The following is a 14,929-nucleotide window of genomic DNA, read 5'->3' as shown; positions in this document are numbered from 1 at the left end:
GTGCCCGACCGACCTATCCGAAGGACGACCGCCGCTTTGATACGTTTTGAATCCGTCACGAAGCGCTACCCGGACGGCACGGTCGCGGTCGACGGGCTCTCCCTGGAGATGCCCGACCGGTCGATCACGGTCCTGGTCGGCCCGTCCGGCTGCGGCAAGACCACCTCGCTGCGCATGGTCAACCGCATGATCGAGCCCACCGGCGGCCGCATCCTGCTGGACGGCGCCGACCTGCGGGAGCAGCCGGTCCACGGCCTGCGCCGCTCCATGGGCTACGTCATCCAGCACGCCGGGCTCTTCCCGCACCGCACCGTCGCCGACAACATCGCCACCGTCCCCCGCCTGCTCGGCTGGGACCGGCGCCGCGCCCGTGCCCGCTCCCTGGAGCTGATGGAGCGGGTGGGCCTGGACACCGCCATGGCCGGCCGCTACCCGTACCAGCTCTCCGGCGGCCAGCAGCAGCGCGTGGGCGTGGCCCGGGCCCTCGCCGCCGACCCGCCGGTCCTGCTCATGGACGAGCCCTTCTCGGCGGTGGACCCCGTCGTCCGCAAGGGCCTCCAGGAGGAGCTGCTGCGGATCCAGGCGGAGCTGGGCAAGACCATCGTCTTCGTCACCCACGACATCGACGAGGCGATCCGCCTCGGCGACATGGTCGCGGTGCTGCGCACCGGCGGGCGCCTCGCCCAGTTCGCACCGCCCGACCGGCTGCTCTCCGCCCCCGCCGACGCCTTCGTCGAGGACTTCCTCGGCGCCGACCGCGGCATCCGGCGGCTCTCCTTCTTCGCCGCCTCCGGCCTGGAGCTCACCACCGCCCCCGTCGTCCGCGACGACGCCCCCGCCGGGGACCCGGCCGGAGCGGCGGCCGACCGCAGCGGTGCGCCGTACCTGCTGGTCACCGACGCCGAGGGCCGTCCCCTCGGCTGGGCCGACCCGGCCCGCCGCGCCGCCGGCGACCGGGAGCTGCTCCCGTACGGCCGCACCTTCGAGGCGGGCCGCGGCTCGCTGCGCTCCGCCCTGGACAGCGCCGTCCTCTCGCCGACCGGCTGGGCCGTCGGCGTCGACGGCGACGGCCGGGTGGTCGGCGTGGCCTCCCAGGAGGCCGTCGCCGCCGCCATCCGCGCGGCGCACGCCGCCGGACGGTACCCGGAGGCCGAGGGCGCCGCCGACGCGGACGCGCGCGACGGGGGCGCGCCCGAGGGCACCGAGCCCGCCGGGGTCGCGTGATGGACGAGTTCTTCCGCATGCCCAGCGACCTCCAGCACAGCTACCTCGGCCTCGTCGGGTGGCACCTGGAGGAGGCGCTGGTCCCGGTCCTCGCCGGACTGCTGCTGTCCCTGCCCCTCGCCCAGCTCTGCGTCCGGTTCCCCCGGCTGTACCCGCCGGTGCTCTGGACGACCACGGTGCTGTACGCGGTCCCGTCCCTGGCCTTCTTCGTCCTGCTCATCGACTGGACCGGCCAGAGCGAGGTCACCGTGATGATCCCGCTCGCCCTCTACAGCCTGGTGGTCCTGGTGCCCGCGATCGTCGACGGCGTCCGCTCGGTGCCGGAGGAGACCCACGCCGCCGCCACCGCGATGGGCTTCGGCCCGATCCGCCGCTACCTCCAGGTCGAGCTGCCGATCGCCGTGCCCGCGGTCTTCGCCGGCCTCCGGGTCGCCACCGTCTCCAGCATCAGCCTGGTCAGCATCGGCGCCCTCATCGGCAACCAGGGCGCGCTCGGCAACCTGCTCGCGGACGCGATGTCCTACCACCGCCCGGAGCTCGCGGTCACCTCGGTGGCCACCACCGCGCTGCTGGCCGTCGCCGCCGACGCCCTCCTGGTGCTCTGCCGCCGCCTGCTCACCCCCTGGTCGCCGGACCGCCGCAGGCGGACGGCGGCGCCGCGGCCCGCGGCCGTGCCCGCCGCCCCGGCCGTGGAGGAGGCCCGGTGAACCTCCTCCACTTCGTCACCGACTTCTTCGGCCGCAGCGGCCAGTGGCACGGCTACGACGGCATCCCGCAGCGCCTGGCGGAGCACCTGGAGTACTCGCTGCTGGCCCTCCTGCTCGCCGCGGCCGTCGCCCTCCCGGTCGGCCTGGTCACCGGGCACACCGGGCGCGGCGGCAACGCGCTGGCCATGCTGGCCACCGCCGGGCGCGCGCTGCCCAGCTTCGGCCTGCTGGTGCTGCTCTTCACGGTCATGGGCCTCGGCCTGGCGCCCGTGATGATCCCGCTCGTCGTGCTGGCCGTCCCGCCGATCCTGGTCACCACCTACGAGGCGGTCCGCAGCGTGGACCGTGCGCCCGTGGACGCCGCACGCGGGATGGGCATGGGCCCCGCGCGGGTCCTGTTCCAGGTCGAGTTCCCGGTCGCGCTGCCGCTCATCCTCAGCGGCCTGCGGTCGGCGGCCGTCCAGATCGTCTCCACCGCCACCATCGCCGCCTACGTCAGCTTCGGCGGACTGGGCCGGTACATCATCGACGGCCTGTACCAGCGGGACTACACGAAGGTCGTGGGCGGCGCCGTCCTCGTGGCGGCGCTCGCCCTCGCCACCCTCGGCCTGTTCCGACTGGCCGCCAGGTTCGCCGTCTCACCGGGGGTGCGCAGGAGCTGACCGCGCCCCACCGGGCCCGGCGCCGGGCGGACCGTCCGCCCGGTCCGTCCGGACGGCATGTCAAGACTTCGTGACAAGCGGCGGCAGGACCTGTCGCCGCACCGGCACCACCCCGCAGGATCGACCCGAGACAGAGCTCGGGGACCACCGAACGCACCCGGAAAAGGACACCGTGACCGACAGCAGAATCCAGGGCCGCCTCCGCGCGACCGCCGTCATCGCCACCGCCACCGCCACCGCCGCGCTGCTCGCGGGCTGCGGCTCCTCGGGCGGGGGCGACAACCCGCTGGGGCCCGGCAAGGCGGCGTCCGGCCAGATCGTCGTCGGATCCAACAACTTCGCCGAGAGCATCCTGCTCGCCGACATCTACGGCGAGGCCCTGAAGGCCAAGGGCCTGAAGGTCTCCTACCGGCCCAACATCGGCAGCCGGGAGACCACCTACGGCTTCGTCAAGAACGGCACGCTCACCGTGCTGCCCGAGTACAACGGCGCGCTCCTCGCCTACCTCGACGCCAAGGCCGCGCCGACGTCGGCGGACGCGACCGACTCCGCCGCCGCCGCGAAGCTCGCCCCCGGGCTCGAGCTGCTGCGGCACGCGGCCGCCGAGGACAAGGACGCCCTGGTCCTCAACGCGAAGACCGCCGCGAAGCTCGGGCTGACCGGCGACTCCTCCATCGGCGACCTGGCGAAGGCCGCCCCGGGCCTCGTGATCGGCGGCTCCCCGGAGTTCCAGACCCGCCAGCAGGGCCTCAAGGGCCTGAAGTCCGTCTACGGGCTGAACTTCAAGTCCTTCAAGGCGCTCGACGCGGGCGGCCAGCTCTCCGAGGCGGCGCTGAAGAACGACGACGTGCAGGTCGCCGACCTGTTCACCACCGACCCCACCATCGCCAAGGAGAAGTTCGTCACCCTGAAGGACCCGAAGAACCTCTTCGGCTTCCAGAACGTGGTGCCGCTGGTCCGCTCCGCCGACCTGCCGAAGGAGGGCGCGGCCGCGCTCGACGCGGTCTCGGCGAAGCTCGACACCGCCACCCTGCTCTCCCTGGACACGAAGGTCCAGACGGAGAAGAAGGACCCGATGGACGTCGCCACCGAGTGGCTGAAGTCGGTCGGGCTGTCCTGACCCGGTCCGGCCCCGCGGCCCCCGGTCCTCCCCGCACCGCGGGGAGGACCGGGGGCCGCGGTCACCCGGCGGGCCTCACCAGGCGAACGCCTCGGGCGACGGCCCCGGACCGGGGAAGACCTCGTCCAGTGCGGCCAGCAGCTCGTCGTCCAGCTCCAGCTCCACCGCGCGCAGCGCGCCCCGGAGCTGTTCCGGCGTGCGCGGCCCGACGATCGGCCCGGTCACGCCGGGCCGGGTGAGCAGCCAGGCGAGCGCCGTCTCGCCCGGCTCCAGCCCGTGCTTGTCCAGCAGGTCCTCGTAGGCCTGGACCCGGTCGCGCATGGCGGTGTCGGCGAGGGCGTCGACGGTGCGGCTGCTCGCCCGCCGCCCGCCCTCGGCCTGCTTCCTGATCACGCCGCCGAGCAGTCCGCCGTGCAGCGGCGACCACGGGATCACCCCGAGGCCGTACTCCTGGGCGGCCGGGATCACCTCCATCTCGGCGCGGCGCTCGGCGAGGTTGTAGAGGCACTGCTCGGAGACCAGCCCGACCATGCCCTGCCGGGCGGCGGTCTCGTTGGCCTGCGCGATCTTGTAGCCGGGGAAGTTCGACGACCCGGCGTACAGGATCTTGCCCTGCCGGATCAGCACGTCGACCGCCTGCCAGATCTCCTCGAACGGGGTCCGGCGGTCGACGTGGTGGAACTGGTAGACATCGATGTGGTCCGTGCCGAGCCGCTTCAGCGACGCCTCCACGGCGCGGCGGATGTTCAGCGCCGACAGGCGGTCGTGGTTGGGCCACCCCTCCCCGTCCGGGCCCATGTTCCCGTAGACCTTCGTCGCCAGGACCGTGCGGTCCCGGCGGTCGCCGCCCTTGGCGAACCAGGAGCCGATGATCTCCTCGGTGCGGCCCTTGTTCTCGCCCCACCCGTAGACGTTGGCCGTGTCGAAGAAGTTCAGGCCCGCGTCGAGGGCGGCGTCCATGATCGCGTGACTGGTGGGTTCGTCCGTCTCCGGTCCGAAGTTCATCGTCCCCAGCACGATGCGGCTGACCGTGAGTCCTGTGCGTCCCAGCTGCGTGTACTCCATGGGGCCCAGCCAACGCCCCCGCGTCCGCTCCGCGCAAGAGGACGCCGCGCCGGCTCCGCCGTACGGGCCCGGCCGCGCCCCGGCCGCCCCCTCCCGGCGCGCCGCACCCTCCCGCCGCGGCAGGCGCGCTGACGGCGCGTCATCCCGGCCCGCCGCCCCCCGCACCCGGGCGGCCTCCTCGGCCGCCGCCCGCCGCGACATACTGAACCCATGGCCGTGCAGATCAATCCGAGCATCCTCTCCGCCGACTTCGCCCGCCTCGCCGACGAGGCCGAGGCGGTGCGCGGCGCCGACTGGCTCCACGTCGACGTCATGGACAACCACTTCGTGCCCAACCTCACCCTGGGCGTCCCGGTGGTGGAGTCCCTGCGCAAGGCGACGGACACGCCCCTCGACTGCCACCTCATGATCGAGGACCCCGACCGCTGGGCCCCCCAGTACGTCGAGGCCGGAGCGGGCTCGGTGACCTTCCACGTGGAGGCCGCCTCCGCGCCCGTGCGGCTCGCCCGCGAGATCCGCGCCAAGGGCGCCCGGGCCTCCATGGCCCTGCGGCCCGCGACCCCGATCGAGCCCTACGAGGACCTGCTGCCCGAGCTCGACATGATCCTGATCATGACCGTGGAGCCGGGCTTCGGCGGGCAGGCGTTCCTGGACGTCATGCTGCCCAAGATCCGCCGCACCCGGCAGCTCATCGACCGGCACGGCCTGCAGATGTGGCTCCAGGTCGACGGCGGCGTCTCGGCCGCCACCATCGAGCGGTGCGCGGAGGCCGGCGCGGACGTCTTCGTGGCGGGGTCCGCCGTCTACGGCGCGGCCGACCCGGCCGAGGCCGTCCGCGGCCTGCGCAAGCAGGCGTCGGAGGCCTGCCGCCACTGACGCGCCCGGGCCGCCGCCCCGGCCCCGGCCGGACGGCGGCGGTCGGACGGCGGCGGCCGTAGGGCGGCCGCCGCCGTTTGGAGGATCGTACGAGCGGCCGCCCGGCGCACGGGCGGCCGCTTGTGTGCTTCCTCCGGACATCGCACGGGGATTGGCGCCGTCCGGTGCGGTACCGGATGATGGACGTTCGGGTGCGGGGCGCCCGAGTGCGCCCGGCCGCAGGCCCGACCGCGCCCCAGCTGTATCCCCTTCCAGCCGGAGAGCCCCGTTTCCATGCGCTTCCTGAACGACATCAAGCCGGCCTACGACCTCACGTACGACGACGTGTTCATGGTCCCCAGCCGCTCCGCGGTGGGATCCCGGCAGGGCGTGGACCTCTCCAGCCACGACGGCACCGGCACCACCATCCCGCTGGTCGTCGCCAACATGACCGCGGTCGCCGGCCGCCGGATGGCCGAGACCGTCGCCCGCCGCGGCGGCCTCGTCGCCATCCCGCAGGACATCCCGATCGAGGTCGTCTCCGAGGTCGTCTCGTGGGTCAAGGCCCGCCACCTCGTGCACGACACCGCGCTCACCCTCCCGCCGACCGCCACCGTCGCCGAGGCGCTGTCGCTGCTGCCCAAGCGCTCCCACGGCGCCCTCGTCGTCGTCCAGGACGGCCGACCGGTCGGCGTGGTCGCCGACGTCGACTGCCAGGGCGTGGACCGCTTCACCCAGCTCTCCGAGGTCATGTCCCGCGACCTGCTGCTGCTGGAGGAGGACGTCGACCCGCGCGCCGCCTTCGAGCGGCTCAACGACGCCCACCGCAAGCTGGCCCCCGTGGTCGGCGCCGACGGCCGCCTGGTCGGCGTCCTCACCCGCAGGAACGCCCTGCGCGCCACCCTCTACACGCCCGCCGTGGACGCGGCCGGCCGCCTGCGGATCGCCGCCACCGTCGGCATCAACGGCGACGTCGCCGGCCGGGCCAAGGCGCTGCTGGAGGCGGGCGCCGACGTCCTGGTGGTCGACACCGCCCACGGCCACCAGGAGTCGATGATCAGCGCGCTGCGCGCCGTCCGCGGCCTGGACCCGCAGGTCCCCGTCGTCGCGGGCAACGTCGTCTCCGCGGCGGGCGTGCGCGACCTGGTCGAGGCGGGCGCCGACATCCTCAAGGTCGGCGTCGGACCGGGCGCCATGTGCACCACCCGCATGATGACCGGCGTCGGCCGGCCGCAGTTCTCCGCCGTGCTGGAGTGCGCCGCCGAGGCCCGCCGCCTCGGGAGGCACGTCTGGGCCGACGGCGGCGTGCGGCACCCCCGCGACGTCGCCATGGCGCTGGCCGCCGGCGCCTCCAACGTCATGATCGGCTCCTGGTTCGCGGGCACCCACGAGTCGCCCGGCGACATGCAGACCGCCGCCGACGGCCGCCAGTACAAGGAGAGCTTCGGCATGGCCTCCGCCCGCGCCGTGCGCAACCGCACCGCGGAGGAGTCCGCCTACGACCGGGCCCGCAAGGCGCTCTTCGAGGAGGGCATCTCCACCTCGCGGATGTTCGTCGACCCGGCGCGCCCCGGCGTCGAGGACCTGATCGACTCGATCGTCGCGGGCGTCCGCTCCTCCTGCACCTACGCGGGCGCCGCCTCGCTGGAGGAGTTCCACGAGAAGGCCATCGTGGGCATCCAGAGCGCCGCCGGCTACGCCGAGGGCAAGCCGCTGCACTCCAGCTGGGCCTGACCCGTCCGCGCCGCGGCGCCCGGCCCTCAGCGGCCGGGCACCGCGGCGCCCAGCGGCACCAGCAGCCGCCCGCCGACCCGGCCGACCGCCTCGTCCAGGCCGGCGGCCAGCGCCGCGTACGCCGGAGGCAGGGCGCGCACCGCCCACAGCGCCCGCGCGCCCGCCCAGGCCGCGTCGCGGGCCCGGCCGACGCCCCAGGCGCCCGCCAGGTGGGCCAGCGGGCCGGTGGCGTCGAGCAGGTCCGGGCCCGGCAGCAGCATCTCCCGGACCCGCTCCTCCAGCCCGGCGAGGACGCCGTCCACCCGGTCGTAGTCGGCGGCCACGTCCTGCGGTGAGCAGCCGCGGCGACGGCAGGTCTCCACCACGGCCAGCGGCAGGTCGTGCCCGATGTGGGCGGCGATCCCGGCGAGCGCGAACTGCACCGGGTGGAGGCCGGGGTGCGCCCGCAGCGCGAACAGCGGCCGCCAGCAGGCCGGGGGCAGCCGCCCGGCGAGGTCGTCGGCGACCGCCGCCAGGTAGCGGGCGGCGAAGACCGCGTCCAGCTCCGCCACCGCCGCCGGGTCGCCGAAGCACGGTCCGGCCAGGCGGTCGCGCACCTCCTCGGTGACCGCCAGGTACACGCGGTTGAAGACCGCCACGCCGTCACGGGCGGGCAGCAGCGCGTCCAGCTCCCGCAGCCGCGCCACGACGCCGTCCACGGCCGTGCGGCCGCCCGGCCCGTCGCACCCGCCGACCCCCGCGCGGCCGTCCGCCCCCGCCCGGCCGCCCGTACCGGCGTGCCCGGGCGCCCCGGTCCACGTCTCCACCGCCGCCTCCCGCGCGCCGGCCGCCGGACCCGCTCCGGAGGCCGCCGACCACCCTCGCAGCCCGCCCCCGCGCCCGGCCGCACTCCACGCGGTCCGGCGGCCGCCCGTCACCCGGACGCCGCCGCGCCCGGCCGCCCCGGGCCCCGCCCCGCACCCCCGCCCCACCAGCCCCTCCCGCCCCGTCCCGCCCCGTCCGGAACGGCGCCCCACCGGCATATCGGGTAGTTTCACCACAAAGGGTCCTCAAGGGGCCGACACAGGTGTATCCACACCCGGGTCGGGCACCCGCGCCCAGGTACGAGCACGCCTACCAGCACAGCGTGTCCCGGTCCGCCGGGACGCCGGAACGGACGGCTATGAGCAGCGGGTTCATGGGTCCGGAGGGCTACGGCCCGGACCCGTTCACCGAGTTCCTCGCACGCTTCTTCGGCGCCGGCCCCGGCGCGCCGCAGCCGGGCCCCCGGCGGATCGACATCGGCCGCCTGATGAGCGAGCCCACCCGCAACCTGGTCGCCGGCGCCGCCGAGTACGCGGCCGAGCACGGCAGCACCGACCTCGACACCGAGCACCTGCTGCGCGCCGCCCTCACCGTCGAACCGACCCGCAACATGCTCAGCCAGGCGGGCGCCGACCCCGACGCGCTGGCCGCGCAGATCGACCAGCAGGCCGGCGAGCCGGTCGTCCAGGACGCCGAACGGCCCCCGCTGACCTCGCTGGCCGTCACCCCCGCCGTCAAGCGGGCCCTGCTGGACGCCCACGAGCTGGCCCGCGCCACCGGCGCCTCCTACATCGGCCCCGAGCACGTGCTGGCCGCCCTCGCCGCCAACAGCGACTCCGCCGCCGGCCACATCCTCAGCGCCGCCCACTTCGACCCGGGAGCCGTCTCCCCGGGCGGAGGGCAGCCGCGCCCGCCCGCCCCCTCCGGCGCCGACCACCGCGCCCCCGACCGGCACGGCACGCCCAACCTCGACAAGTTCGGCCGCGACCTCACCGAGCTCGCCCGCGAGGACCGCATCGACCCCGTGATCGGCCGCGACCAGGAGATCGAGCAGACCGTCGAGGTGCTCTCCCGCCGCGGCAAGAACAACCCGGTGCTCATCGGCGACGCGGGCGTCGGCAAGACCGCCATCGTGGAGGGGCTCGCCCAGCGCATCGCCGACGGCGACGTCCCCGGCACCCTGCTCGGGCGGCGCGTCGTCCAGCTCGACATCCCCGGCATGGTCGCCGGCACCCGCTTCCGAGGCGACTTCGAGGAGCGGCTCACCGGAGTCATCGACGAGATCCGCGCCCACTCCGACGAGCTCGTCGTCTTCATCGACGAGCTGCACACCGTCGTCGGCGCCGGCAGCGGCGCCGAGGGCGGCGGCATGGACGCCGGCAACATGCTCAAGCCCGCCCTGGCCCGCGGCGAGCTCCACGTCATCGGCGCCACCACGCTGGAGGAGTACCGTCGCTACATCGAGAAGGACGCGGCCCTCGCCCGCCGCTTCCAGCCCGTCCTCGTCCCCGAGCCCAGCCCCGAGGACGCCCTGCAGATCCTGCGCGGCCTGTGCGACCGCTACGAGGCCCACCACCAGGTCCGGTACACCAAGGAGGCACTGCTGGCCGCCGTCGAGCTCTCCGACCGGTACATGACCGACCGGTTCCTGCCCGACAAGGCCATCGACCTCATGGACCAGGCGGGCGCCCGCGTCCGGCTGCGCTGCGTCACCAAGACCACCGACGTGCGGGCCATGGAGCGCGAGGCCGAGCAGCTCACCCGGGACAAGGACCAGGCCGTCGCCGACGAGCAGTACGAGCGCGCCACCGAGCTGCGCGACCGGATCGCCGACCTCCAGCGCCGCATCGCGGACGTCCGTGACCGGCCCTGCGACAGCCAGGTCCACGACCGCGTCGCCAAGGTCACCGCCGAGGACGTCGCCGACATCGTCTCCCGGCGCACCGGCATCCCCGTCAGCAGCCTCACCCAGGAGGAGAAGGACCGCCTGCTCGGCCTGGAGGCCCACCTCCACAAGCGGGTCATCGGGCAGGACGAGGCCGTCACCGCCGTCTCGGAGGCGGTGCTGCGCTCCCGGGCCGGCCTCGCCGACCCCGGCCGGCCGATCGGCAGCTTCCTCTTCCTCGGCCCCACCGGCGTCGGCAAGACCGAGCTGGCCCGGGCGCTCGCCGAGGCGCTGTTCGGCAGCGAGGACCGCATGATCCGGCTCGACATGAGCGAGTTCCAGGAGAAGCACACCGTCAGCCGCCTGGTCGGCGCGCCCCCCGGCTACGTCGGCCACGAGGAGGCCGGGCAGCTCACCGAGGCCGTGCGCCGCCACCCGTACTCGCTGCTCCTCCTCGACGAGGTGGAGAAGGCCCACCCCGACGTCTTCAACGTGCTCCTCCAGGTCCTCGACGACGGGCGGCTCACCGACTCCCAGGGCCGCACGGTGGACTTCAAGAACACCGTCATCGTCATGACGAGCAACCTCGGCTCCGAGGCCCTCGGCGGACGCGGCTCGGTGCTCGGCTTCGGCAGCGCCGAGGCCGGGACCGACGAGGAGGCGCGCCGCGAGCGGGTCCTGCGGCCGCTGCGCGACCACTTCCGGCCCGAGTTCCTCAACCGCATCGACGAGATCGTCATCTTCCGCCGCCTCGCCGACGACCAGCTGCGGCAGATCACCGACCTGCTGCTGGAGGAGACCCGCCGCCGGCTGCGCGCCCAGGACGTCACCGTCGACTTCTCCCCGGCCGCCGTCGACTGGCTCGCCCGCCGCGGCCACCAGCCCGAGTACGGCGCCCGGCCGCTGCGCCGCACCATCCAGCGCGAGGTCGACAACCACCTCTCCCGGCTGCTCCTGGACGGACGGCTCACCTCCGGGGACCACGTCCGCGTCGAGGTCGAGGGCGACGCCCTGTCCTTCGCCGCCGCCCCCCGGAGCGCCTGAGCCCCCGGGCCGCCTCCGCCCGCCGGGCCCCGGACCCGGCGGGCGGCCGGGAACGGGGCCGGGCGGCCGGGAACGGGGCAGGCATGCGATCCGGCGTGTCGGGGCAGACGGGTTGCGACAACGCCCGGGCCGCCCCACGGCCCGGCCAGACGCACGCGAGGTGACCCCGTGACCCTGCCGCTGCCCGCCCGCCCCGCACCCGGCGTGCCCGGCCCCGGCCCGGCCGCCGACCGGAAGCAGCTGCTGCGCCGCCGGCTGGAGCGGCTCATCGGTATCGCGGCCACCGAGGGCAACGCGGTGCGCCCGCTGCGCAACGGGGACCAGATCTTCCCCGCCATGCTCGACGCCGTCCGCGGCGCCCGGCGCACCGTCGACATGATGACCTTCGTCTACTGGCGCGGCGACATCGCCCGGCAGTTCGCCCGGGAGCTCGCCGCCAAGGCCCGCGAGGGCCTGCGCGTGCGGCTGCTCCTCGACGGCTTCGGCGGCCGCCTCATCGAGCGCGACCTGCTGGAGCTGATGGAGGGGTCCGGCGTGCGGGTCGCCTGGTTCCGCAAGCCGCTGTGGCTCTCCCCGTTCAAGCAGAACCACCGCTGCCACCGCAAGGTCCTGGTCGTCGACGAGCGGGTCGCCTTCACCGGCGGGGTCGGCATCGCCGAGGAGTGGTGCGGCGACGCCCGCAACGAGAACGAGTGGCGGGACACCCACGTCGAGGTCCGCGGCCCCTCCGTCGACGGCATCGCCGCCGCCTTCGCCCAGAACTGGGCCGAGTGCTGCGACGACGAGCTCTACGACGCCTGCGACCGCTTCACCGAGCACGAGCCGGCCGGCGACGCCGTCGTCCAGGTGGTGCGCGGCTCCGCCAGCATCGGCTGGCAGGACATGCAGACCCTGCTGCGCGTCGCCATCACCGGCGCCGAGCGCCGCATCCGGGTCGCCTCCGCCTACTTCGCCCCGGACGCCTACTTCGTCGGCCTGCTGTGCGAGGCGGCCGCCCGCGGCGTCGAGGTGGAGATCCTGCTCCCGGGCAGCCACACCGACAAGCGGGTCTGCCGGCTCGCGGGGCAGCACCACTACGCGCAGCTGATGGAGTGCGGCGTGAAGCTGTGGGAGTACGCGCCGACGATGATGCACGCCAAGGTGCTCACCGTCGACGGCGTGCTCTCGCTCGTCGGCTCCACCAACTTCAACCGGCGCTCGCTGGAGCACGACGAGGAGGTCATGCTCGCCGTCCTCGACGAGGAGCTGACGGCCCGGCTCGACGAGGACTTCGACACCGACCTGCGGCGCAGCGACCCGGTCGACCCGCACCGCTGGCGGCGCCGCGGGACCGGCCAGCGGCTGCGCGAGCTGTCCGTGCTGCCGATCCGGCGCTTCCTGTAGTCCCGCGGCCCCGGCGGGCGCCGTCCGGGCCCGTCCCGCCCGGGAGGCCGCCCGCGGCCGGCCTGCTCACCGGCCGGCCCACCGGCCGGCCCACCGGCCGGCCCACCGGCCGGCCTGCCGGCCGGTCAGCCCGGGATGCCGCCCAGCCGCCCTTCCAGCAGGACCAGCAGCTCGCCGAGGCCCTCGGCGAGCTGCCGCCTGCGCTCCTCCGGCAGCCCCTCCAGCAGCGCGCCCTCGTGGCCGACCTGGGCGGGCAGCAGCCGGTCCACCAGCTCCCGGCCCCGGACGGTGAGCGACAGGTGCGCCACCCGGCGGTCGCGCCCGTCGGCGCGGCGCACCACCAGCCCCCGCTCCTCCAGCTGCCGGACCCGCTTGGTGACCGCAGCCCCGGAGGCGAACGTCTCCCGGGCCAGCCGGCCCGGGGTCAGCTCCCCGCCGACCCGGCGCAGCGCGGCGAGCACCTCGTACTCCGGGCGGCTGATCCCCGCCCCGGCCAGCGGCGCGTCGGCCGCCTGCTGCAGCAGGGCCGCACAGCGCCCCAGGCGCCCGACCAGGGCGACCGGCGCCAGGTCCAGTCCGGGGAACAGCTGCTGCCACTGGCGCAGCACCACCGCGACGGCGTCCTCCACGTGCGCTGTCCCCTCTCCGGGAGATGTCCCCTCCGGCGGCCGTCCCGTCTCCGGCGGCCGTCCGGGCCCCCGCGCCGGCCGGTGCGGGACCGTCCCGCAGGGCGGCGCCGGGGGTGGGGCGACCGATGGTACCCAGGGGTGCGCCCCGCGGGTACGGCCGAGCGGGCGGCGCCCGCGCTCCTGTGCACGCCCCCGGCCGTCGGCGGCCGTCGGCGGACGCCTGCGGGTGTCCGTACGCGCCGCGCGCCGGCCCCGGTCGGGAAAGTGAGCGATTCCACAGTGCCCCCGCCTCCCCGCGGGGCGGCCGGGCATGGCACACTCTGATCCAGTACCAGTGACGTTTGCGCACTCCGGGGTCGGTGTAATTCCGAACCGGCGGTTACAGTCCGCGACCCGTCCGCAGCCAGCGGCCGGTTGACCAGGTGAAATTCCTGGACCGACGGTGAAAGTCCGGATGGGAGGCAGTGCGCGGCGGACGTCCGGCCGTACCCGCGCCGTCGGCGCGCCCCCTGCGGGGCGTCCGCTCACGGCCGTGCCCGGCTTCTCCTCGTCCGCGTCCTCTCCCCACGCCCCGGAGCCCGCGCACCAAGCGCGAGGAGGACTCCGGTGGCCCCCCTGACGGAAAGCCGCACCGCCGAGGCGATGCGCCGCGCCGTCGCCCTCGCGGCCCTCGGCCTCGGCCGTACCAGCCCCAACCCCGTCGTCGGGTGCGTCGTCCTCGACGCCGACGGCGAAGTGGCGGGGGAGGGGTACCACCGGCAGGCCGGCGGCCCCCACGCCGAGGTCCACGCCCTGCGTGCCGCCGGCGACCGCGCCCGCGGCGGCACCGCCGTCGTCACCCTCGAACCCTGCAGCCACACCGGCCGCACCGGCCCCTGCGCGCAGGCGCTGGTCGACGCCGGGGTGGCCCGCGTCGTGTACGCCGTGGCGGACCCCACCGACCAGGCCGCCGGCGGAGCCGGGGTGCTGCGTGCCGCCGGGGTCGCCGTCGAGGCCGGGCTCCTCGCCGCGGAGGCGGAGCGCGGCAACGAGGCGTGGCTGGCCTCCGTGCGCCTCGGACGCCCGTTCGTGCTCTGGAAGTACGCGGCCACCCTCGACGGCCGCTCCGCCGCCGCCGACGGCACCAGCCGCTGGATCACCGGCCCCGAGGCCCGCGCCGACGTGCACCGGCTGCGCGCCGAGGCGGACGCCGTCCTCGTCGGCTCCGGCACCCTGCGCGCCGACGACCCCCACCTGGCGGTCCGCCACGGCGCGGACGGGGACGTCCGGCAGCCGCTGCGGGTCGTCGCCGACACCGCCGCCGCCACCCCGCCCGGGGCCCGGGTCCTCGACGGCGCCGCCCCCACCCTGCTGGCCGTCGCACCCGGCGCCGACACCTCCCGCCTCGCCGACGCCGTCCGCGCCGGACGGGCGGAGGTCGCCGAGGTGCCGCGCGCCGCGGACGGCCGCGGCCTGGACCCCCGGGCCCTGCTCGCCGAACTGCACGCCCGCGGCGTGCGTTCGGTCCTGCTGGAGGGCGGCCCCACGCTGGCCGGCGCCTTCTGGGCCGCCGGACTCGTCGACAAGGCCGTCGGCTACCTGGCCCCCGCCCTGCTCGGCGCCGGACCCGCGGCGCTGCTGGACGCGGGAATCGACACGGTCGGCGACGCGTTGCGGCTCGACGTCGACGACGTCGTCCGCGTCGGGGCGGACCTCCGCCTCACCGCCTACCCCCGGCGCCCGGCCGCCGCCGGACGCGCCTCCGCCCGGAGCGCCGCCCCCGGGAACAGCACCACCGAACGGCCCGTCACCGTGCCCGCCACCGAGGAGAGCTGAGC

Annotated in this window: 12 protein-coding genes and 1 riboswitch; of the genes, 9 read left to right on the top strand and 3 right to left on the bottom strand. The window is 75.6% G+C overall.

From position 1 onward, the window contains the following. Positions 1-36 precede the first annotated feature (36 nt). From ACFY07_RS01820 to ACFY07_RS01805, 4 genes are all read left to right on the top strand, one after another. Positions 37-1,224, top strand: a complete 1,188-nt coding sequence (locus tag ACFY07_RS01820; protein WP_390866904.1) for an ABC transporter ATP-binding protein — start codon at positions 37-39, stop codon at positions 1,222-1,224. Continuing rightward, positions 1,224-1,931 (top strand): ABC transporter permease, encoded by a 708-nt coding sequence (locus ACFY07_RS01815; protein WP_390866903.1) that lies wholly within the window; start codon positions 1,224-1,226, stop codon positions 1,929-1,931. Before ACFY07_RS01820 ends, ACFY07_RS01815 begins: the two co-directional genes overlap by 1 nt. Next, positions 1,928-2,593: an ABC transporter permease gene (locus ACFY07_RS01810; RefSeq protein WP_390866902.1), complete on the top strand. Its 666-nt coding sequence runs from the start codon at positions 1,928-1,930 to the stop codon at positions 2,591-2,593. Before ACFY07_RS01815 ends, ACFY07_RS01810 begins: the two co-directional genes overlap by 4 nt. 172 nt (positions 2,594-2,765) lie before the next feature. Beyond that, complete coding sequence (locus ACFY07_RS01805; RefSeq protein ID WP_390866901.1) at positions 2,766-3,713, top strand: ABC transporter substrate-binding protein; 948 nt, start codon at positions 2,766-2,768, stop codon at positions 3,711-3,713. 75 nt (positions 3,714-3,788) lie between these two features. On the opposite strand, the gene ACFY07_RS01800 is transcribed toward ACFY07_RS01805, so the two are convergent. Then, positions 3,789-4,778 carry an aldo/keto reductase gene (locus ACFY07_RS01800; RefSeq protein WP_390866900.1) on the bottom strand — a complete coding sequence of 330 codons (990 nt, stop codon included), beginning with the start codon at positions 4,776-4,778 and terminating at the stop codon, positions 3,789-3,791. A gap of 210 nt (positions 4,779-4,988) precedes the next feature. Here ACFY07_RS01800 and rpe point away from each other — a divergent pair, with 210 nt between their 5' ends. Then, on the top strand, positions 4,989-5,654 hold the full coding sequence (gene rpe / locus ACFY07_RS01795) for a ribulose-phosphate 3-epimerase (protein ID WP_390866899.1): 666 nt from the start codon (positions 4,989-4,991) through the stop codon (positions 5,652-5,654). Between the two features lie 273 nt (positions 5,655-5,927). Beyond that, complete coding sequence (locus ACFY07_RS01790; protein ID WP_390866898.1) at positions 5,928-7,367, top strand: GuaB1 family IMP dehydrogenase-related protein; 1,440 nt, start codon at positions 5,928-5,930, stop codon at positions 7,365-7,367. 26 nt (positions 7,368-7,393) lie between these two features. Here the strand turns inward: ACFY07_RS01790 and ACFY07_RS01785 are convergent, their stop codons facing one another. Beyond that, entirely contained in the window at positions 7,394-8,065 is a 672-nt protein-coding gene (locus ACFY07_RS01785) for a DUF5995 family protein (RefSeq protein ID WP_390867057.1), read from the bottom strand. A gap of 464 nt (positions 8,066-8,529) precedes the next feature. Between ACFY07_RS01785 and ACFY07_RS01780 the strand changes: the two genes are divergently transcribed. After that, positions 8,530-11,100 (top strand): ATP-dependent Clp protease ATP-binding subunit, encoded by a 2,571-nt coding sequence (locus ACFY07_RS01780; protein WP_390866897.1) that lies wholly within the window; start codon positions 8,530-8,532, stop codon positions 11,098-11,100. A 174-nt stretch (positions 11,101-11,274) separates the two neighbouring features. Next, on the top strand, positions 11,275-12,483 hold the full coding sequence (locus tag ACFY07_RS01775) for a phosphatidylserine/phosphatidylglycerophosphate/cardiolipin synthase family protein (RefSeq protein WP_390867056.1): 1,209 nt from the start codon (positions 11,275-11,277) through the stop codon (positions 12,481-12,483). Between the two features lie 125 nt (positions 12,484-12,608). Here the strand turns inward: ACFY07_RS01775 and ACFY07_RS01770 are convergent, their stop codons facing one another. Beyond that, positions 12,609-13,112, bottom strand: a complete 504-nt coding sequence (locus tag ACFY07_RS01770; protein WP_390866896.1) for a MarR family winged helix-turn-helix transcriptional regulator — start codon at positions 13,110-13,112, stop codon at positions 12,609-12,611. A gap of 341 nt (positions 13,113-13,453) precedes the next feature. Then, positions 13,454-13,584: riboswitch (FMN riboswitch) on the top strand. A 170-nt stretch (positions 13,585-13,754) separates the two neighbouring features. On the opposite strand from ACFY07_RS01770, the gene ribD reads away from it, so the two are divergent. Next, positions 13,755-14,927, top strand: a complete 1,173-nt coding sequence (ribD, locus tag ACFY07_RS01765) for a bifunctional diaminohydroxyphosphoribosylaminopyrimidine deaminase/5-amino-6-(5-phosphoribosylamino)uracil reductase RibD (RefSeq protein ID WP_390867055.1) — start codon at positions 13,755-13,757, stop codon at positions 14,925-14,927. The last annotated feature ends 2 nt before the right edge of the window (positions 14,928-14,929 follow it).

The sequence above is a fragment of the Streptomyces sp. NPDC001380 genome, assembly GCF_042895785.1.
GTDB lineage: Bacteria > Actinomycetota > Actinomycetes > Streptomycetales > Streptomycetaceae > Peterkaempfera.
Note: the sequence above shows the minus strand (reverse complement) of the source record. Positions and strands in the feature narration are given on the sequence as shown.

Bases quoted from the DNA above. Each gene is read 5' to 3' on its own strand.
- rpe (WP_390866899.1), top strand. From the start codon at position 4,989: ATGGCCGTGCAGATCAATCCGAGCATCCTCTCCGCCGACTTCGCCCGC.
- ACFY07_RS01780 (WP_390866897.1), top strand. From the start codon at position 8,530: ATGAGCAGCGGGTTCATGGGTCCGGAGGGCTACGGCCCGGACCCGTTC.
- ribD (WP_390867055.1), top strand. From the start codon at position 13,755: ATGCGCCGCGCCGTCGCCCTCGCGGCCCTCGGCCTCGGCCGTACCAGC.
- ACFY07_RS01800 (WP_390866900.1), bottom strand. From the start codon at position 4,778: ATGGAGTACACGCAGCTGGGACGCACAGGACTCACGGTCAGCCGCATC.
- ACFY07_RS01815 (WP_390866903.1), top strand. From the start codon at position 1,224: ATGGACGAGTTCTTCCGCATGCCCAGCGACCTCCAGCACAGCTACCTC.
- ACFY07_RS01790 (WP_390866898.1), top strand. From the start codon at position 5,928: ATGCGCTTCCTGAACGACATCAAGCCGGCCTACGACCTCACGTACGAC.